This window comes from Actinoplanes solisilvae (assembly GCF_003999975.1).
Lineage (GTDB): Bacteria > Actinomycetota > Actinomycetes > Mycobacteriales > Micromonosporaceae > Actinoplanes > Actinoplanes solisilvae.
Genome location: NZ_RJAC01000003.1, coordinates 161,596 through 180,050 on the forward strand (window position 1 = coordinate 161,596; position 18,455 = coordinate 180,050).

General features: G+C 70.4%; 17 protein-coding genes. 8 read left to right on the top strand and 9 right to left on the bottom strand.

The features are described 5' to 3' along the window. Positions 1-108 precede the first annotated feature (108 nt). The 5 genes from EER30_RS11665 to tkt form a co-directional block, all read right to left on the bottom strand. On the bottom strand, positions 109-1,767 hold the full coding sequence (locus EER30_RS11665; RefSeq protein ID WP_127500406.1) for a Na+/H+ antiporter: 1,659 nt from the start codon (positions 1,765-1,767) through the stop codon (positions 109-111). Between the two features lie 70 nt (positions 1,768-1,837). Next, complete coding sequence (locus tag EER30_RS11670) at positions 1,838-2,287, bottom strand: DUF5994 family protein (protein WP_127500407.1); 450 nt, start codon at positions 2,285-2,287, stop codon at positions 1,838-1,840. 122 nt (positions 2,288-2,409) lie between these two features. After that, the gene (locus EER30_RS11675) at positions 2,410-3,135 is read right to left on the bottom strand and encodes a GAF and ANTAR domain-containing protein (RefSeq protein WP_127500408.1); all 726 of its coding nucleotides are present in this window, start codon (positions 3,133-3,135) and stop codon (positions 2,410-2,412) included. Positions 3,136-3,176: 41 nt separating this feature from the next. Beyond that, positions 3,177-3,911 carry a GAF and ANTAR domain-containing protein gene (locus tag EER30_RS11680; protein ID WP_240669962.1) on the bottom strand — a complete coding sequence of 245 codons (735 nt, stop codon included), beginning with the start codon at positions 3,909-3,911 and terminating at the stop codon, positions 3,177-3,179. Between the two features lie 173 nt (positions 3,912-4,084). Next, on the bottom strand, positions 4,085-6,295 hold the full coding sequence (gene tkt, locus EER30_RS11685; RefSeq protein WP_127500410.1) for a transketolase: 2,211 nt from the start codon (positions 6,293-6,295) through the stop codon (positions 4,085-4,087). A 300-nt stretch (positions 6,296-6,595) separates the two neighbouring features. Here tkt and EER30_RS11690 point away from each other — a divergent pair, with 300 nt between their 5' ends. Continuing rightward, positions 6,596-7,756, top strand: coding sequence for a PP2C family protein-serine/threonine phosphatase (locus EER30_RS11690; RefSeq protein ID WP_240669963.1), 1,161 nt, complete (start codon positions 6,596-6,598; stop codon positions 7,754-7,756). 4 nt (positions 7,757-7,760) lie between these two features. On the opposite strand, the gene EER30_RS11695 is transcribed toward EER30_RS11690, so the two are convergent. Next, positions 7,761-8,756: a diacylglycerol/lipid kinase family protein gene (locus tag EER30_RS11695; protein ID WP_205650194.1), complete on the bottom strand. Its 996-nt coding sequence runs from the start codon at positions 8,754-8,756 to the stop codon at positions 7,761-7,763. A 27-nt stretch (positions 8,757-8,783) separates the two neighbouring features. Next, positions 8,784-9,086, bottom strand: a complete 303-nt coding sequence (locus EER30_RS11700; protein WP_127500413.1) for a sigma-70 family RNA polymerase sigma factor — start codon at positions 9,084-9,086, stop codon at positions 8,784-8,786. A 341-nt stretch (positions 9,087-9,427) separates the two neighbouring features. Between EER30_RS11700 and EER30_RS11705 the strand changes: the two genes are divergently transcribed. Further along, positions 9,428-9,793, top strand: coding sequence for a DUF5994 family protein (locus EER30_RS11705; protein ID WP_127500414.1), 366 nt, complete (start codon positions 9,428-9,430; stop codon positions 9,791-9,793). A 167-nt stretch (positions 9,794-9,960) separates the two neighbouring features. Next, a complete protein-coding gene (locus EER30_RS11710) occupies positions 9,961-11,028 on the top strand; it encodes a fatty acid desaturase family protein (RefSeq protein ID WP_127500415.1) in 1,068 nt (355 codons plus the stop codon). 168 nt (positions 11,029-11,196) lie between these two features. Here EER30_RS11710 and EER30_RS11715 read toward each other — a convergent pair whose 3' ends face one another. Together EER30_RS11715 and EER30_RS11720 are read right to left on the bottom strand one after the other, a co-directional pair. Further along, complete coding sequence (locus tag EER30_RS11715) at positions 11,197-11,373, bottom strand: CsbD family protein (RefSeq protein ID WP_127500416.1); 177 nt, start codon at positions 11,371-11,373, stop codon at positions 11,197-11,199. A 147-nt stretch (positions 11,374-11,520) separates the two neighbouring features. After that, positions 11,521-12,405, bottom strand: a complete 885-nt coding sequence (locus tag EER30_RS11720) for a YihY/virulence factor BrkB family protein (RefSeq protein WP_240669964.1) — start codon at positions 12,403-12,405, stop codon at positions 11,521-11,523. A 243-nt stretch (positions 12,406-12,648) separates the two neighbouring features. Here EER30_RS11720 and EER30_RS11725 point away from each other — a divergent pair, with 243 nt between their 5' ends. From EER30_RS11725 to EER30_RS11745, 5 genes are read left to right on the top strand one after another with little or no spacing between them, the layout of a single operon-like run. Further along, on the top strand, positions 12,649-13,092 hold the full coding sequence (locus EER30_RS11725; RefSeq protein ID WP_205650195.1) for a formate dehydrogenase subunit gamma: 444 nt from the start codon (positions 12,649-12,651) through the stop codon (positions 13,090-13,092). Then, positions 13,089-14,630: a formate dehydrogenase beta subunit gene (locus tag EER30_RS11730; protein WP_164842291.1), complete on the top strand. Its 1,542-nt coding sequence runs from the start codon at positions 13,089-13,091 to the stop codon at positions 14,628-14,630. The genes EER30_RS11725 and EER30_RS11730 overlap by 4 nt, the downstream gene beginning before the upstream one ends. Further along, positions 14,627-17,428, top strand: a complete 2,802-nt coding sequence (gene fdhF / locus EER30_RS11735; RefSeq protein ID WP_127500420.1) for a formate dehydrogenase subunit alpha — start codon at positions 14,627-14,629, stop codon at positions 17,426-17,428. The genes EER30_RS11730 and fdhF overlap by 4 nt, the downstream gene beginning before the upstream one ends. After that, positions 17,428-17,634 (top strand): formate dehydrogenase subunit delta, encoded by a 207-nt coding sequence (locus EER30_RS11740; RefSeq protein WP_127500421.1) that lies wholly within the window; start codon positions 17,428-17,430, stop codon positions 17,632-17,634. Before fdhF ends, EER30_RS11740 begins: the two co-directional genes overlap by 1 nt. Before the next feature lie 8 nt (positions 17,635-17,642). After that, entirely contained in the window at positions 17,643-18,455 is an 813-nt protein-coding gene (locus tag EER30_RS11745; RefSeq protein WP_205650196.1) for a hydroxypyruvate isomerase family protein, read from the top strand.

An 18,455-nucleotide genomic window follows, 5' to 3' on the forward strand; every position in this document is an offset into this window, starting at 1 on the left:
CGCCGACGGATCCGGGTGGCAAAGAAGCTTGTTGCGCTCTGGATGCCCACGCCGTGTCAGGGCAAACATGCCGGCGTCAGTGCCGGTGCTCCCGCGGCCGTGACGACGTCAGCCACGGCGGGCCGGCCGATCGGGCAGCAGCCGTTCTTCGTGATCGAGCTCGCGTTCCAGCACGCGCAGACCTTCGTCGGGCAACCGGCCGGCATCGCGCCAGCGCAGGAGCTCCTCCCGTTGGGCGTCGATCGCCACCCGGCGTACGTGCAGGGCCGCCTCGTAGCGCGGCGAGACCGGCAGGCTGGCCGAGTCGTTCTCGCGCAGCAGGGTGAGCCTCCCTTCGTAGCGGGCGAGCCGGGTGCGCAGCTGGCCCCTCATCGTGTCGACGACGTGCCTGGGCATGTCGTCATGGTCGTCGGCGCGCAGCTCGTCCAGCGCGACCAGGGCCGCCTCGACGGACGCCGAACGCGCCTCGTTGCGCAGGCGGGCCTGGTCGTTCTCGTCCGCGTGCAGACCGAGCCGCCGGACGATCGGTGCGAAGGTGAGGCCCTGCCCGACCAGGGTGACCAGCACGACGACGAACGTGCAGAACAGCAGCAGATCGCGGGCCGGGAACGGCGCGCCGCTGCTCGTCACGAGCGGAATGGTGGAGATCGCGGCGAGGCTGATCACCCCGCGGGTGCCCGACCAGCTCAGCGCGACGACCTCGGCGCCGGTCAGCCGGTCGGCTGCGGCGACGCCCAGCCGGGACGGGGTGCCGGTGCCGAGGCGGGTGTGCAGAGAGCGGGGGAGTGACTGGGTCAGCAGCAGCCACAGCGGCCGCAACAGCAGGACGACGCCGAGGGTGATCGCGACGGCGGTGACGACGGTAGCGGCCTCGTACTGGGCGAGGCCGCGGATGACCGCGGGCAGTTGCTGACCGATGAGCAGGAAGACGAAGCCCTCGAGCAGGAAGTCGACCAGTCGCCAGACGGCGCTGGTCTGTAGCCGGCCCGCGCCGGAGGCCGACCGCGGCGTGTGATGCCCGACGATCAGGCCGGCGATGACCACCGCCAGCACGCCGGAGACGTGGATCCGTTCGGCGAGCACGTAGGCACCGAACGGGGTGGCCAGCGAGATGGCGTTGGCGATCATCGGGTCGCGGCTGAGCAGCCGCGACAGCAGCCGGACGGCGAAGGCGATCAGACAGCCGACGGCGACTCCGCCCGCGGCCGCGACGACGAACCGGCCGAACGCGGCCGGCGCTGAGAAGCCGCTGCCGGTGGCCGCCGCGACGGCGACGCTCAGAATGGTCAGGGCGGTGGCGTCGTTGAGGAGCCCTTCGCCCTGGATCAGCGTGACGATCCGCGGCGGCAGCCCGACCTTGCGTCCGACCGCCAGAGCCGCGACCGGGTCCGGCGGCGCGACGGCCGCGCCGACCGCGATGCCGACGGCCAGTGTCGCACCCGGGACCAGCCAGGCGAAGCCCACGCCGATCAGCACGGCGGTGAGCAGCACGAGGATCACCGACAGGCTGATCACCGTACGCAGGTTGCGGCGGATCCCGAGCAGCGACGAGTCCAGGGCGGCGCTGTACAGCAACGGCGGCAGCACGAGGGTCAGGACGAGATGCGGGTCGAGGGGCACGTTGGGGCCCGGCAGCAGCGCGTAGCCGATCCCGATGATCGGCAGCAGCGCGGCGGCGGGCAGCCCCGTCCGGTTGGCGATCCACCGTACCAGCACGACCACCGCGACGGCGGCCAGGGCGAACACGACGAACGCCTCGACGCTCACTGACCATCCTTCCTGGACCACGTCGAGTCCGAATTCCGGTCGGCGGCCGCGCCGCGCGGGCTACCCCAGGTCAGGCGGTCTGCCGCATCTCGGCCAGGAGTTCGGGTGTGTGGCGGCGGTCGTCGGGGTCAGCCGCGGCGGCCAGCCCGACGTCGGCTGACTTCCGGCTGGCGCCCGGCGGGATCACCAGCAGGTCGAATCGGTCGCGCCCGAAGTCGCTCATGAGGGTGACCAGGCCGGCCGGCTGGGAGGTGAACCAGCCGAGCCGCAGCGCCCCGCGGCCGGCGCCGACGCGACGGGGGTGGGGCTGGTCCCACTCCGAGGTGTTCAGCAGTACGTTCGTGATGTCACCGCGGGAGCCGGCTAGCGCGTCCACCAGGGCGGGCAGCTCGGCGACCGCGTCGGTCGAGCGGGGCCACCAGGCCCCGTCGAGGACGGTGGTCCGCGACGACTGCGGGTCCAGCCGCAGGCGTACGCCGTCGTCCGATGTTTTCTTGGTTCGAGAGATCAGACCGGTCATTGCAGTGCCTTCCGATCGAGGAATCGCGCCATCAGGCGCCGGGCGCGTCGCGCTCGTCGGAGGATGCCGGGAAACCGGTGTAACCCCAACCGTACGCGCCCCGGCGGCGAAACGCGGCTCGGCTAACGGTCGGCCAGGTCGGGCAGGACGGGGAGGTCGGCGACGATGTTGCCGGCGACCTCGCTGAGGCGCCGGTTGTTCCGGCGGGCGAAGTCCCGGATCAGCGCGAACGCCTCGTCGGGAGTGACGCCGTTGGCCTGCGCGACGATGCCCTTGGCCTGCTCGATGACAACGCGGCTGTTCAACGCGCCCTGCAGTTGGCCGGAGAGCACCTCGCCGCGCCGGATGGCTCGTTCCTGGAGCAGCCCGATCACGGCGACGTCGGCCAGTGACTGGACGACGAGAATGTCTGATGCATCGAGCTCGGTGGCGCTGCCGAACACGCCCATCGCACCGATGACCTCTTTGCGCAGCCGCAGGGGGAAGGCGTGCACCGACTCGAAGCCGGCCAGAGCGGCGCGTGGTGCGAAGCCGGGCCATTTGTCCGTTGCGGCGGCCAGGTTCACGTTGATGACCGGCCGGCCGGTGTGGAACGCGTCCAGGCAGGGACCGTCGCCGTACTGCAGCTGGAACAGCTCCATGAGGCGGGCGCTCTCGTCGGACGCGGCCATGAAGGTCAACCGATGGCGATGGTCGGCCAGCATCAGCCCGACCTCGCCGGTCTCGAACAGCCCGGCCACCCGTCGGGTGAGCATCTGCAAGAACTCGACGACGTCGAACTCGTCGACGAGGGTATCGGCGGCCTCGACGAACAAGGTCGCTAGCCGCTCGGCGGAAACGGTGCTCACAGCGGACAACCGCCCTTCTCCGGATTCCGTGCCGACGGCGGTCACAACTGGCCGCTATCGAAGGAGAGCCTACGCGCAACGACGTCGCGTGCTACCTCTCCCAGCGCACTGTCCTCGGCATATGCGTGGGCGCGCAGCCGGGCCAGGGCGTCAGCCAGAGAAATACCCAGTTGCACCGCTACCATCCCTTGGGCCTGGAAAAGTTCCGCTCGCTGCCCGGTGACCTCGTCCAGCCCGTCGGCCATCGTGCCGGGCGCGGCTCGCTCCTGACCGTCCAGCAACGTTGTCACCGCCATGTCGGCGAACGTCAGCGCGTCGCGGAACTCGCCGTCGGTCAGCGGGCCCGGCTCGACCCGGAAGACGTCCAGGGCGCCGAGGCGTGCGGCGCCGACCTGCAGCGGAAACGCGAACACCGCGCGCATGCCGAGGTCGTGGAGCGCGGGCGCATAGCCCGGCCAGCGCGTCATCGCCCCGTTGGCGAGACAGGGCACGAGCACCGGCTGACGGGTGGTGAACGCGTCCAGGCACGGACCCTCACCCAGCGTGAACTGCAATTCCTCGATGGGCCCGTAGGCCTGCTCGGACACTGCGGCCACACCCCGCATCCCTTCCTGCCCGACAACACTCACCCCTACGCCTGAGGCCGAAAGGGTGCGTTCCGCGGCCGTGCACAAGCGGCGCAGGACCCCGCCGACGCCACCACGGTCGCTTGCCCGGGCCGGCTCGTCGGCCACGAGGCGAGCCACCCGGATGATGCCGTCATCCACGACGATCACCAGGCCGCGCCCGTAGGGCTCTCGGCCGCCAACGGCTTCTCATGGCTGCACCTCTCCCTGACTCGGGGAACCGCCGAGGTCCAGGGCAGCAGCGTCCGAATGTTCGACTGTAGCCGTGACACTACGCCACGGAAGCAGCCGTGTCCCGGCCGTCGCCGACCGGGTCCGGCCGGTCAGGCGGGCCGGTCGCCCGCGCCGCCGGCCGTGGGGCTGGCGGTCTGCTGGGAGCCACCGGGGCGTACGGGGCCGGTGGTGTCCCGGATGCTGTCGAGGGCGGCCGCGGCGACGGCCTGCGCGGTGATGCCGAACTCCCGGAAGAGCCGCTCGTGGTCGGCGGAGGCGCCGAAGCGCTCGAGGCTGACGATGCGTCCGGCGTCCCCGACGATCTCGCGCCAGCCCTGACCCACCCCGGCCTCCACGCTGACCCGCGCGCGCAGCGGGGGCGGCAGGACCTCGTCACGGTAGGCGGCCGGCTGCTGGGCGAACCACTCCCGGCAGGGCATCGAGATCACCCGGGCGGTGACACCCTCGGCGGCGAGCAGGTCGCGGGCATCGAGCGCGATCTGCACCTCCGAGCCGGTGCCCACCAGAAGGACGTCCGCCTCGGTGTCCGCGCCGGCCAGGACGTAACCGCCGCGGGCGGCGCCGGCAACCGGGGCGTACGCGTGCGGGCCTCGCTCCAGCACGGGCAGGTTCTGCCGGGACAGGACCAGGCCCGCGGGCCGGTCGTTGTGCTCGAGCACTGTACGCCAGCAGACCGAGGTCTCGTTCGCGTCGGCCGGCCGCACCACGTCGAGGCCGGGGATGGCGCGCAACGCGGCCAGGTGCTCGACGGGCTGGTGGGTCGGCCCGTCCTCGCCGAGGCCGATCGAGTCGTGCGTCCACACGAAGGTGGCCGGCAGCTGCATGAGCGCGGCCAGGCGCACGGCGGGCCGCATGTAGTCGCTGAAGACCAGGAAGGTGCCCCCGTACGGGCGGGTCAGGCTCTGCAGGGCGATGCCGTTGAGGATCGCGCCCATGGCGTGCTCGCGGATCCCGAAGTGCAACGTCCGGCCGTACGGTCCGCCCGTCCACTCCCGGGTCTGGCGGTCGGTCGGGATGAAGGAGGCCGCGCCGGACATGGTGGTGTTGTTGCTCTCGGCCAGGTCGGCCGACCCGCCCCAGAGCTCCGGCAGGACCGGCGCCAGCGCGGACAGCACCTCACCGGACGCCTTGCGGGTCGACATCCCCTTGGCGTCGGGCGCGAACGAAGGCAGCGCCGCGGTCCAGCCACCGGGCAACCGCTGATCCAACAGCCGGTCGAGCAGCGCCGCCCGGCCCGGGTTCGCCTCGCGCCAGGCCTCGAAACCCGGCAGCCATTCCTGATGAACGTGGGCGCCCCGCGCGACGGCTTCACGGGTGTGGGCCAGCACCTCGTCGTCGACGGCGAACATGACCTCCGGGTCGAAACCGAGCACCCGTTTGGTCGCGGCAACCTCGCCGGCACCGAGGGCGGCGCCGTGGGCCTTGCCGGTGTTCCGCTTGGTCGGGGCGGGCCAGCCGATGATCGTACGCAGCTGGATCAGTGACGGGCGTCCGGTGTCGGCCTTCGCCGCCTCGATCGCCGCCTTCACCGCGTCGATGTCCTCGACGTATTTACCGGTACGGGTCCAGTCGACGGTCTGCACGTGCCAGCCGTACGCGGCGTATCGGGCGGCCACGTCCTCGCTGAAGGAGATGCCGGTGTCGTCCTCGATGGAGATGTGGTTGGCGTCGTAGAACACGACGAGGTTGCCGAGCTGCTGGTGCCCGGCCAGGGAGCTCGCCTCCGCGGTGAGGCCCTCCATGAGGTCGCCGTCGGAGGCGATCACGTACACGTGATGGTCGAAGGGGCTCATGCCGGGTGCGGCGTCCGGGTCGAGCAGGCCGCGTTCGCGGCGGGCGGCCATGGCCATGCCGACGGCGCTGGCCAGGCCCTGACCGAGCGGTCCGGTCGTGATCTCGACGCCGCGGGTGTGGCGGAACTCGGGATGTCCCGGGGTCGCGGAACCCCAGGTGCGCAGGGCGCGCAGGTCGTCTAGCTCTAGGCCGTACCCGCTGAGGTAGAGCTGGGTGTAGAGGGTGAGGCTGGTGTGCCCGGCGGACAGTACGAAGCGGTCCCGGCCGAGCCACTGGTCGTCGTTCGGGTCGTGCCGCAGAACGTCGTGGAAGAGCAGGTGGGCCAGCGGGGCCAGGCTCATCGCGGTGCCCGGATGGCCGTTGCCGGTGCGCTGCACGGCGTCGGCGGCCAGCAGCCGGGCGGTGTCCACGGCCCGGACGTCGAGAGCGTTCCAGCCGACGGTCTCCGCGATCGGCGCGGGCACCTGCCGGGGCAGCGTCGCCGCACCGTGATGAAGCTGGGTCATGGGGATCCTCACCCGCCCTCACCCGCTGAGGTCGTCGGCTGACGACCTCTCGCCGGAGCGGCGAAGTCTCATCGCCGGATGCCCAGGGCCGGCGACGCGAAACCGCTGGACGCCGCTCGATCGGCTCACGCCCGCCACCGATGGTGCAGATGACGTGCTGCTCCCCAGGTGGGAGACTCGGCCGGTGAAGCAAAAAGTGCGCCGCCCCGGCGATTGTGCCGCCGCCTAGTGTGGCCTCGGGGGCGCCTGTCGCGTCGCGAGCGCCGGCCGCCGGGGGCGCCCGCCGCGTTCCCGGCGCTGGTGGAGGACGACCTCGACGATCTCTACGACAACGCGCCGTGCGGCTTCATCTCCACCCTGCCGGACGGCACGATCGCCAAGGTCAACGCCACCCTCCTGTCCTGGCTGGGCTACGCGGGCTCGGACCTGGTCGGCCGCCGGCGCTTCGTCGACCTGCTCTCGCCGGGCAGCCGCCTGTTCCACGAGACCCGCTATGTGCCGCACCTGCGGCTGTACAGCGAGGCCAAGGGCATCGCGCTCGAGATGCGCGCCGCTGATGGCACGCTGCTGCCGGTGTTGATCACCTCGATCGCCAAGACCGGCCGGAGCGGCGCTCCGCTGTTCATCCGTACCACCGTCTTCGACGCCCGGGAGCGACGGGCGTACGAGGACGAACTGTTGCGGGCGCGGCGGGACGCCGATCGGGAAAGGGATCGGCTGCGTCTGCTCGTCGGCGGCCTCCAGCGCAGCCTGCTGCCCGAGACCCTGGCCGCCCCGCCCGGCATGACGACCGCGTCGCATTACCACATGGCCTCGGCCGACGAGGTCGGCGGAGACTTCTACGACCTTTTCCCCCTGTCCGGCGACCGGTGGGGATTCTTCCTCGGTGACGTGCGCGGAAAGGGGGTGGCCGCCGCCGCGGTCACCGCCGCCGCCCGGTACACGCTGCGCGCGGCGGCCGTCTACGATCCCGAACCGATCGCCGTCCTGCGCAACCTCAACACCGTCCTCTACCAGGAGTACGCCGCCCGCAGTCACCGGCACTGCACCGTCATCTTCGGTGTCCTCGAGCGTGGCGCCGGTGGCGTCACCGCCACGGTCGCCTCGGGCGGTCACCCCCCGCCCCTGGTGATCCGCGCCGACGGCTCGGCCGACTACCACACCACGACGGGCGGCACGCTGATCGGCATCCTGGCCGACCCGCGCCTGGTCGCCCGGACGATCTCCCTACGCGCGGGCGACACGCTGATCCTCTACAGCGACGGGCTGACCGAGGCTCGCACCCGTGGGGGCGGTCGTTACGGCGACCGGGCGCTGCTCGACTTCGCCCGGAAGCTGGGCCCGGCCGGCGCCACGGCGGTCGTCGGCGCGCTCGCCGGCCTGCTCACCACCTTCGCCGAGGTCGACGACGACGTCGCGGTCATAGCGCTGACCGAGGGCGGCAACCGCCCGTCGGCGTGACGCCTCAGACGCCTCGGGCCGCGGCCTCGCGGATCTCGTCCGCTTCGCGGTGGACCGCCGCGGCGTCGTGCGCGAGGTCGGGGTCGGTCGCCGGCTGCGGCACACAGAGCAGCAGCGCCTTCGGCTCCACGGTGACCAGCAATTGTCGCCCCGGGTCGATGAGGTCACCGTCGAGCTGGCGGGGCTGGGGCCGGGTGCTGCGAACCTCGATCCGGGCGGCCGTGAAGGTCTCCATGCGGGCGATCGTGTTCTTACGGCGCAGGACGCCCCAGCCGAGCGCCACCCAGTGCCGCAAAGTTCTGGGGCTCAGGACGGCGACGTCGAGCAGTCCGTCGTCCGGCTGGGCATCGTTGAGCAATCGCAGGTCCCCCTGCAGACGCCCGACGTTGCCGACGATGACGGTGCGGGGGCGCCGGGCGAAGGACGGCCGGTCGTCGAGGGTGATCTGGACCCGCATAGGACGGTCGCGCAGATGCCGGGCTGCTCCGGCCGCATAGGCGAGCCAGCCGATGTGCTTCTTGGCGGTGTCGTTGGTCGCGTCGAGCATGTGGGCGTCGAATCCCATGCCGGCCATCACGGCGAAGCGCTGCTCGCCGACGGCGCCGACGTCGATGCGGCGGCGGCCGCCCGCGAGGACGACCTCGACTGCGGTGGCGAGGTCGCCGGTAAGCCCGAGGTTGGTGGCCAGCAGGTTGCCGGTGCCGGCGGGCAGGACGGCCAGGGCGACATCGGTCCCGGCGAGGGCGGTCACGCAGGCCATCACCGTGCCGTCACCGCCACAGGCGAAGACGATCTCGGCCCCGTCGCGCATCGCCTGCGCGGACTGGCCGGCGCCCGGGTCGTCGGCCGTGGTCTCCAGCCAGATCGGCTCGGGCCATCCGGCCGCGGCCAGCGCAGCGGTGATGGTGCGGCGCAGCTCGGCGGGATCGGGCACCTTGGTCGGGTTGATGATCACGGCGGACCGCAGGCCGCCGGGTCGCGGCGAATTCGCTGCATACATGGGCATATGTCCTCGGTTGATGTCGGCTCAGTCGTTGTTCTGGTCCAGCGCGTCGCGAAGCTGTCGCAGCGATCGAGCGATCAGACGGGAGACGTGCATCTGGGAGATCCCGACCTGCTGGGCGATCTCGGTCTGGCTGTGGTTGCCGTAGGAGCGCAGGATCAGAATGGTCTGATCACGCCGGTCCAGGGTGGACATCGCTCGATCGAGGGCGGCTCGGGCCTCGACCAGTTCGAGCTCGTGATCGTCGCCGCCCAGGGGCAGCCAGGCCTCGATCGCCCGGGCACGAAGCGCCGGCCGTGAGTGGTGCCCCGCGGGAAGGGAGCACATCGTCGTCAGGAGATCGGACGGCGTGGAGTCGAGCGGACAGGAAAGCCGCCAGGGGCACCAGGCATGAATTCCCTCGATCAGAAGGTCGCCGATGCCTAGGTCTGGGGCAGCGAGCTATCGGCTCGCGTGCATCAGTGTAGACCCGTCCCGGCCGCTCGGCCGCGTCCCAGGTCCGTTCGCACGTCCCCCGCTCGACAGCGCGTACCGTGGAAGTCGAACCGGCTCAGCCGGTGTGCACGGCCGGTGGCCGTGCACCTCACGGCCTCGGTAGTCCTCGTCCTCGCCCGTTCTCGCCGGGCCGGGCCCCGCGCCTGCGTTGGTCCTCGACGACGGGAAAGACAGTGACCTCCCTGGAATATCGAACCGATCCGCCGACCGCGCTCGATCCGCCCCGCGTGGGGCTCGAGAAAGTCGCCGAACATCACCTGCTGCTGGACGGCTGCTGGTGGCCCAGCTCGGACGACCTCGGCGCACAGTTGCGCGCCCTGGTGCCGGTCCTAGATCAGGTGCGCGGTCCGGTGGGGCGCCTGCTGCTCAGTGCGGCGGGCTGGGCCACCCGGCCGCATCAGGTGGTGCTCGACGACCGTACAGTCAGCCTCGGCTACCTGGCCGATCAGCCGCCGTCGATGATGACGGTCCGCTGCGTCGACGGCGGCACCTTCTTCATGCGGGTCGCGCCGTCCGGCCCGGCGCCGGACCAGGGGTGACTAAACCCCCTGTTTACGGCCCTGCCGAGCGGGTATTTTCGTAGCACCGCAGTCGCCGCCCCGGGCGGTGACGCGTCGGCCGTCCAGACTCCGCGGCCCCAACGTCAGTTCTCGTTTGCCGGCCCCCTCGACGTCGTCGAGCGTGGCAAGCAGGTTGGAGTCGCGCCATGAGCGCATCGGTAATACCGCGCCCGAAGACCACCGGCAGTGATTTCGCCGCCTTGAACCGGCAGATCGTCGAAGCCGGGCTGCTCGAGCGCCGGCCCGCCTACTACGCCGTACGCATGATCGTCGTGACCGCGATGTTCGTCGGTGGATGGGCGGCCTTCTTCCTGATCGGCTCGTCCTGGTGGACCGTCGCGGTGGCCGGTCTGCTCGGCGTGGTCTTCTCGCAGGCCGCACTGCTGGCCCACGACGTGGCTCACCGGCAGGTCTTCCGCACGAAGAAACCCAGCGAGCTCGCGGGCCGGATCATCGCCAACCTCGGCGTCGGGATGAGTTACGGCTGGTGGATGGACAAGCACACCCGCCACCACAACAACCCCAACCACGATGACCTCGACCCGGACGTGCAGCCCGAGCTGCTGATCTGGGCCACCGAGTCGGCCTGGGGCCGTCGGGGGATCAAGGGCTTCGTCAGCCGGCACCAGGCCGGGCTCTTCTTCCCCTTGCTCACGCTGCTCAGCATCGACCTGCGCATCTCCAGCATCAAGGCCCTGCGACGCCCGGGCATGAAACGCCGCGGCCTGGAAGCGAGCCTGATGGGGCTTCACCTGGTCGCCTACGCGACGGTGCTGCTGCTGGTCCTGTCCCCGCTGCAGGCGCTGGTGTTCTTCGTCGTGCACCACGCGGTGTTCGGGGTATATCTCGGCATGACGTTCGCTCCCAACCACAAGGGCATGCCGCATCCGACCGGTGACGAGGACTACCTGCGCAAGCAGGTGCTGACCTCACGCAATGTCACCGGCGGCCGGCTGACCGACGTGGCCCTGGGCGGGCTGAACTATCAGATCGAGCATCACCTGTTCCCGGCGATGCCCACCCCGAACCTGCCGAAGGCGCAGCCCATCGTGCGGGCCTACTGCGCGGAAGTCGGGGTCTCCTATGTGGAGACAAGCTTGCTGACCTCGTACCGCCAGGCGCTCAATCATCTGCATGCCGTCGGCGCTCCGCTGCGGACGGCGCGGCGCGACCGGCGATTCGCCGCCGACGAGTTCACGCCGACGTCCCGCTGACCTCAGTCCGGCCACCAGAGCTTTTCTCGCACTGGGTTGGTTCCTGCGGGCCGCCTGTCCGAGGGGGATGCCGGTCGGCCCGCGGGGGCCACCTGTACCGGCGAGCCACCTGTACCGACGAGCCGGCATCCGGGAACGGATGCCGGCTCGCCGACGCGTGCGCCGTCATCAGTCCTTCTTGAAGGCGTCCTTGATCTTCTCGCCGGCCTGCTTGATCTTCGACGACCTCTCGTCCGCCTTGCCCTCGGCCTTCAGTTCCCGGTCGTCGGTGGCTTCGCCGACACCCTGCTTGGCCTTGCCCTCGGCTTCTTGCGCCTTGTTCTCGATCTTGTCGTCGAAACCCATGACGTTCCTCTCCCGTGCTCCCGCACGGACGTCGTCGGCTGACGACGTCTCGCTGAAGCGACGGTGCATCAGGTGGGTGCCCTGAACCAGCGATGCGAAACGCCGCGTCGGCCTGATCGCCCACTGAGGTGGGAGCGCCGGGCCGCGTCATCCGTCGGTTCCGCTGGTGACGGCCGCCTCGCCGGCATCGTCCGCCGTGAGGTCGGCGGGCCGGCCCGCCTCGCTCGTCGCCGTCAGAGCGGCGGCGAAAAGGACGGTCTGGTTGACCGCATTCAGGAAGACCAGCAGTCCGACCGAGCCCGCGACCAGGTGGTACGTGGGGTTGGCCTCGGTGGCCCGCACGTAGACCCGGCCGAGGGTCTTGAGCAACTCCAGGACGACGGCCACGAGCAGCGCGGGCCCCAGGACCCGGCGCAACGGCATCCGCACCCGGGGGAGCCCGGTGAGCATGCCGGCGGCCAGCGCCATGTTGACTCCCAGGCCCAGCACGAGCCCGACCGCGGCGAGCAGCCACCGCGAAGGGGTCGCGCCGGTGTCGGCCGCGTCGACCAGCCGGTTCGCGACCGACGTGGTCAGGTAGGCCACCGAGAGCGAGACGGCCAGCAGGACTCCCAGCCCGGCCAGCACGAGCAGGTCGATCAGCACGCGAGTGACGAGCCGGCCCGGGTATTCCGGCAGGTGCCACATCTTGCGGATCGACGAGCGCAACACGTCGGCCCAGAACCAGCCGGTGATCGGCAGACCGATGAACGCGATGACGCCGGCGGTGTTCCGGGCGTCGCGCAACGTCCGCACATTGACGTGGGGCAGGTACTCCGCGAAGTAACGCTCGACCGCACGCATCACCGCCGGGTCGTCCAGGAGGAACCCGAAGGCCGCGAAACCCATCAGCCCCAGGGCGAAGATGGCGAAGAACGCGTAGTAGGTCACCGCCGCGGCGAGCCGGCCACCGTCGGCCTCGTCGTACCGCAGTCCGGCTCGGGTCAGGTGATCGAGCCAGCCGACCCGGCGACGCAGCCGCCGCCAGGTCACGGGGAGACCTCGCAGAAATCGTCGACTCGTCACCCAGCCACCGTTACCCCCTGGCGGGGTTAGGCATGTCAGCGCGGTCCGGGTGAGTACGCCCAGCCGGACGGCAGGAAGCGCGGCCGGTCCGAATAGGGCACAGCGATTGCATACGGTATCCAGATCGCAGTATGGTGGATCCGCGGTCGATCGGTGTCGATTGGAGGCGGGGACGTCGTGGTCAGTCCTGGCAGTTCGGTGACGGATCGGGTGCGTGCGCTGGTCGCGGCGCATCGTGGGGATCGAGGGGCACTGCTCCCGATCCTGCATCGCATTCAGGCCGAGTTCGGCTACGTCGACTCCGACGTCGTGCCGGTGCTCGCGGCCGAGCTCAACATCTCCCGCGCCGACGTGCACGGCGTGATCACCTTCTACACCGATTTCCGCTCCGAACCCGCCGGCCGGACCGTGCTGAAGCTCTGCCGGGCCGAGGCCTGCCAGTCGGTCGGCGCGGAACAACTGGTCGCGCACGCCGAACAGGTTCTCGGCATCAAGTGCGGCCAGACCACCCCGGACGGTTCGGTGACGCTGGAGCAGGTGTTCTGCCTGGGTAACTGCGCGCTCGGCCCAGCCGGTCAGGTCAACGACAGGGTGCGGGGACGGCTCAGCCCGGCCCGGCTCGACGCCCTGCTGACAGAAACGGTGAACCGGTGACGACGATCTACGTACCCCGGGATTCGGCCGCACTGTCCCTCGGCGCCGACGAGGTCGCCGCCAAGCTGCGACAGGCAGCGGGGGACCGCCCGATCCAGATCATCCGCAACGGCTCGCACGGCATGCTCTGGCTGGAACCACTGGTCGAGGTGGTCACCGAGCGCGGACGGATCGGCTACGGCCCGGTCGAGCCGGAGGCGGTCGACGACCTGGTCGCAGCCGGCCTGTTCGACGGCGCCGACCACGAGCTGTGCCAGGGCGTGGTGGCCGACCTGCCGTGGCTGAAAGACCAGACCAGGCTCTGTTTCGCCCGCGTGGGCGTCACCGACCCGCTCGACCCCGACGACTACGTGGCCCACGGCGGCCTGGCCGGCCTGCGGAAAGCGCTCGAGAAAACCCCGGAAGAGGTCGTCGCCGAGGTCACCGATTCGGGCCTGCGGGGCCGCGGCGGCGCCGGTTTCCCGGCCGGCATCAAGTGGAAGACCGTGGCCGGCACACCCGGCCCCCTCAAGTTCATCTGCTGCAACGCCGACGAGGGCGACAGCGGCACGTTCGCCGACCGCATGCTGATGGAGGGCGACCCGTTCACCCTCATCGAGGGCATGGCGATCGCCGCCTACGCCGTCGGAGCGTCCGAGGGCTACATCTACATCCGCTCGGAATATCCCGACGCCGTCCGTACGATGCGCGAGGCCATTGCCGTGGCCCGTGACCAGGGTTGGATCGGCGAGAAGGCCGGGCACCGGTTCGACCTGCACGTGCGGGTCGGCGCGGGGGCGTACATCTGCGGTGAGGAAACCGCGATGCTGGAAAGCCTCGAAGGCAAGCGGGGCATGGTGCGCGCGAAGCCGCCCATCCCGGCGATCACCGGCCTGTTCGGCAAGCCGACCGTGGTGAACAACGTGCTGACGCTGGCCTCGGTGCCCGCGATCCTGGCCGGCGGCGCGGCGGCCTATCAGGAACTGGGCGTCGAGCGGTCGCGCGGCACCCAGGTGTTCCAGTTGGCCGGCAACGTCGCGCGCGGCGGCATCTTCGAGACGGCCTTCGGCATGACCCTTGAAAAGCTCATTCACACGTACGGTGGGGGAACGCGCACCGGTCGCCCGGTGCGCGCGGTGCAGGTCGGCGGCCCGCTCGGCGCCTATCTGCCGGCCGACGGCCTCGACCTGCCGATGGAGTACGAGGCGTTCGCCGCCGCCGGGGCGATGCTCGGGCACGGCGGCGTCGTGGTCTTCGACGACACCGTCGACATGGGCGCGATGGCCCGGTTCGCGATGGAGTTCTGCGCCGAGGAGTCGTGCGGCAAGTGCACACCCTGCCGGGTCGGCGCCGTGCGCGGCGTCGAGGTGATCGACAAGATCCGCGCGGGCCAGGACCCGGACGACAACCTCGCCCTGCTGGGCGATCTGTGCGAACTGATGACCGAAGGGTCGCTGTGCGCGATGGGCGGCTTGACGCCGATGCCCGTACGAAGCGCCCTGTTGCACTTCGCCGACGACTTCGGCCCCGGAAGCCCGAATGGAGGAGGCCACCGATGAGCCTGCTGAAGGAACCCGACCTCGGAACCCCCGCCAAGCCCGGCCCGGCAACAGTGTCGCTCGAGGTGGACGGCCTGCCGGTGACCGTGCCCGAAGGCACCTCGGTCATGCGGGCCGCGGCGTTGAGCGGCATCGATGTCCCGAAACTCTGCGCCACCGACAGCCTCGAGGCGTTCGGCTCGTGCCGGCTCTGCCTCGTCGAGATCGACGGCCGCCGAGGAACCCCGGCCTCCTGTACGACCCCCGTCGCCGAGGGCATGCGCGTGAGCACCCAGACGCCGAAGCTCGAGAAGCTGCGGCAGGGCGTCATGGAGTTGTACATCAGCGACCACCCGCTGGACTGCCTGACCTGTTCGGCGAACGGCGACTGCGAGCTGCAGGACATGTCCGGCGCGGTCGGCCTGCGGCAGGTCCGCTACGGCTACGACGGCGCCAACCACCTCGACGAGAAGACCGACACCAGCAACCCGTACTTCGACTTCGACGCGTCCAAGTGCATCTCGTGCTCCCGCTGTGTGCGGGCTTGCGGCGAGGTGCAGGGGACGTTCGCGCTGACCATCGAGGGCCGCGGCTTCGAGTCGAAGGTCTCGGCCGGCGGTACGGACTTCATGAGCTCGGAGTGCGTCTCGTGCGGCGCCTGCGTGCAGGCCTGCCCGACGGCGACGTTGCAGGAGAAGTCGGTGATCCAGCTCGGGATGCCGAGCCGCAGCGTGATCACGACCTGCGCGTACTGCGGGGTCGGCTGCTCGTTCAAGGCCGAGCTGCGCGGGAACGAACTGGTCCGCATGGTGCCCTACAAGGACGGCGGCGCCAACGAGGGCCACTCCTGCGTGAAGGGCCGCTTCGCTTTCGGGTACGCCTCCCATCCCGACCGGGTCCTCACGCCGATGGTTCGCGAGAGCATCACCGACGAGTGGCAGCCGGTCGACTGGGACACCGCCATCCTGTTCACGGCGGCGAAACTGCGCGACATCCAGTCCCGGCACGGCGTCGGCGCGATCGGTGGCATCACCTCTTCCCGCACCACCAACGAAGAGGTGTACGTCGTACAGAAGATGATTCGAGCGGCGTTCGGCAACAACAACGTCGACACGTGCGCGCGGGTCTGCCACTCGCCGACCGGATACGGCCTGAAGCAGACCTTCGGCACCTCGGCCGGCACGCAGGACTTCCGTTCGGTTGCCAAGTCTGACGTGATCATGGTGATCGGCGCGAACCCGACCGACGGGCACCCGGTGTTCGCGTCCCGCATGAAGCGACGTCTTCGCGAGGGCGCCAAGCTGATCGTGATCGACCCGCGCCGCATCGACCTGGTCCGTTCGCCGCACATCGAGGCGCAGCACCACCTGCAGCTCGCCCCGGGCACCAACGTGGCCATCGTGAACGCGATGGCCCACGTCGTGCTGACCGAGGGGCTGGTCGACCGGTCGTTCGTCGACGAACGCTGCGAGGACTTCGACGACTGGGCCGCGTTCATCGCCCGGCCCGAGAACAGCCCGGAGGCGGTCGAGGAGCTCACCGGCGTGCCGGCCGAGGAGGTGCGGCAGGCGGCGCGGCTGTTCGCCACGGGTGGCAACGGCGCGATCTACTACGGTCTCGGCGTCACCGAGCACAGTCAGGGCTCGACCATGGTCATGGGCATGGCGAACCTGGCCATGGCGACCGGCAACATCGGCCGCGAGGGTGTCGGGGTCAACCCGCTGCGTGGGCAGAACAACGTGCAGGGCTCCTGCGACATGGGTTCGTTCCCGCACGAGCTGCCCGGCTACCGGCACGTCTCCGACGACGTCGTACGCGGAGTGTTCGAGAACATGTGGGGCAGCACCCTGCAGGCCGAACCCGGTCTGCGCATCCCGAACATGTTCGACGCCGCGATCGAGGGCAGTTTCCGCGCGCTCTACGTTCAGGGCGAGGACATCGCGCAGTCCGACCCGAACATCAAACACGTGCACGCCGCCCTCAAGGCGCTCGAGCTGGTCGTCGTACAGGATCTGTTCCTGAACGAGACGGCCAAGTTCGCGCACGTGTTCCTGCCCGGCACGTCGTTCCTCGAGAAGGACGGCACGTTCACCAACGCCGAGCGCCGCATCAACCGCGTACGCCCCGTGATGGCGCCCAGGACCGGCAAGCACGAGTGGCAGATCGTCGCCGAGATCGCGCAGGCCATGGGCTACCCCATGCAGTACGGCCACCCGAGCGAGATCATGGACGAGATCGCCGCCCTCACCCCGACGTTCGCCGGGGTCTCGTTCGCCACGCTCGACAAGCTGGGCAGCGTGCAGTGGCCGTGCAACGAGAACGCCCCCGAGGGCACGCCGATCATGCACATGGACGGCTTCGTGCGCGGCCGGGGCCGGTTCGTGCAGACCCCGTTCGTGCCGACCCGCGAGCGCAGCACCCGTAAGTATCCGCTGATCCTGACCACCGGGCGCATCCTCAGCCAGTACAACGTCGGCGCCCAGACCAGGCGTACGGCGAATGTGGCCTGGCACCCGGAGGACGTGCTCGAGATCCACCCGCACGACGCGGAGGTGCGGGGCATCAACGACGGGGACGAGGTCGTGCTGACCAGCCGCGTCGGCGAGACCTCGCTGCGCGCGGTGCTGGCCGACCGCATGCCGGTGGGCGTCGTCTACACCACCTTCCACCACCCGGTGACCGGCGCGAACGTCGTCACCACGGAGAACTCCGACTGGGCGACCAACTGCCCGGAGTACAAGGTCACCGCCGTCCAGGTGGGCCTGCGGACCGCGCCGAAACCGGTCGAGGAGTTGCAGACGGCGATGGCGGCCGAGTGATGTCCCCGCAGATCCGCATGATCAACGACATCGCCGTCCAGTTCCAGCACCAGGCGCCGGACGCCGCGGCGGCCGCCATCGCCGAGCACATCCGGGCGTTCTGGGATCCACGGATGCGCGCCGAGCTGATGCGGCGGGTCGATTCCGAACCCGAGATGCTCGACCCGATCGCCCTGGCCGCCGCCCGGCTGCTGACGACAGGATAGGAGCGCCCGTGCCCCGTTTCGACGTCAACTGCTCGATCCTCTTCACCGAGCTACCCCTGCTGGAACGGCCCGCCGCGGCGAAAGCGGCCGGCTTCGACGCGGTCGAGTTCTGGTGGCCGTTCGCCTCGGCCGTGCCGCCGGTCTCCGAGATGGCGGCGTTCATCAAGGCCATCCGCGACGCCGGCGTTCAACTGGTCGGCCTCAACTTCTTCGCCGGGGACATGGCCGGCGGCGACCGGGGCGTGGTGTCGTGGCCGGCCCGCTCGGCCGAGTTCCGTGACAGCGTCGAGCTGGCCGCCGAGATCGGTTACGCCACCGGATGCCGGTCGTTCAACGCCCTGTACGGCAACCGGATCGCCTACCTCGACCGGGAGGTGCAGGCCGAGACGGCCGTGGCGAACCTGGCCTTCGCGGCGGCCGCGGTGTCCCGGATCGGCGGCACCGTGCTGGTCGAGCCGGTGAGCGGGCCGCACCCCTACCAGTTGCGCACCGCCGCCGACGTCGTCTCGGTGCTCGACCGGGTGCGGACCGAACGCGGCGTCGACAACCTGGCGTTCCTCGCCGACCTCTACCACCTGACCGTGAACGGCGACGACGTGTCCAAGGTGCTGAAGGAGCACGCCGACCTGATCGGGCACGTGCAGATCGCCGACGCCCCGGGGCGGCACGAGCCGGGCAGCGGCGACATCGATCTCGACGCTCTCCTGAACCAGCTCGACCAGGCCGGGTACGACGGCTGGGTCGGCCTCGAGTACATCCCGAGCGGGGCGAGCGCGCTCAGTTTCGATTGGTTGCCCCGCGAGTGGCGAAAGGGAAGCTGA

What these genes read in the sequence shown, in the direction of transcription:
- EER30_RS11670 (WP_127500407.1), bottom strand. Translation starts at nt 2,287, where the DNA reads ATGACCGGTCTGATCTCTCGAACCAAGAAAACATCGGACGACGGCGTA.
- tkt (WP_127500410.1), bottom strand. Translation starts at nt 6,295, where the DNA reads ATGACCCAGCTTCATCACGGTGCGGCGACGCTGCCCCGGCAGGTGCCC.
- EER30_RS11695 (WP_205650194.1), bottom strand. Translation starts at nt 8,756, where the DNA reads ATGTATGCAGCGAATTCGCCGCGACCCGGCGGCCTGCGGTCCGCCGTG.
- EER30_RS11700 (WP_127500413.1), bottom strand. Translation starts at nt 9,086, where the DNA reads ATGTGCTCCCTTCCCGCGGGGCACCACTCACGGCCGGCGCTTCGTGCC.
- EER30_RS11710 (WP_127500415.1), top strand. Translation starts at nt 9,961, where the DNA reads ATGAGCGCATCGGTAATACCGCGCCCGAAGACCACCGGCAGTGATTTC.
- EER30_RS11715 (WP_127500416.1), bottom strand. Translation starts at nt 11,373, where the DNA reads ATGGGTTTCGACGACAAGATCGAGAACAAGGCGCAAGAAGCCGAGGGC.
- fdhF (WP_127500420.1), top strand. Translation starts at nt 14,627, where the DNA reads ATGAGCCTGCTGAAGGAACCCGACCTCGGAACCCCCGCCAAGCCCGGC.
- EER30_RS11740 (WP_127500421.1), top strand. Translation starts at nt 17,428, where the DNA reads ATGTCCCCGCAGATCCGCATGATCAACGACATCGCCGTCCAGTTCCAG.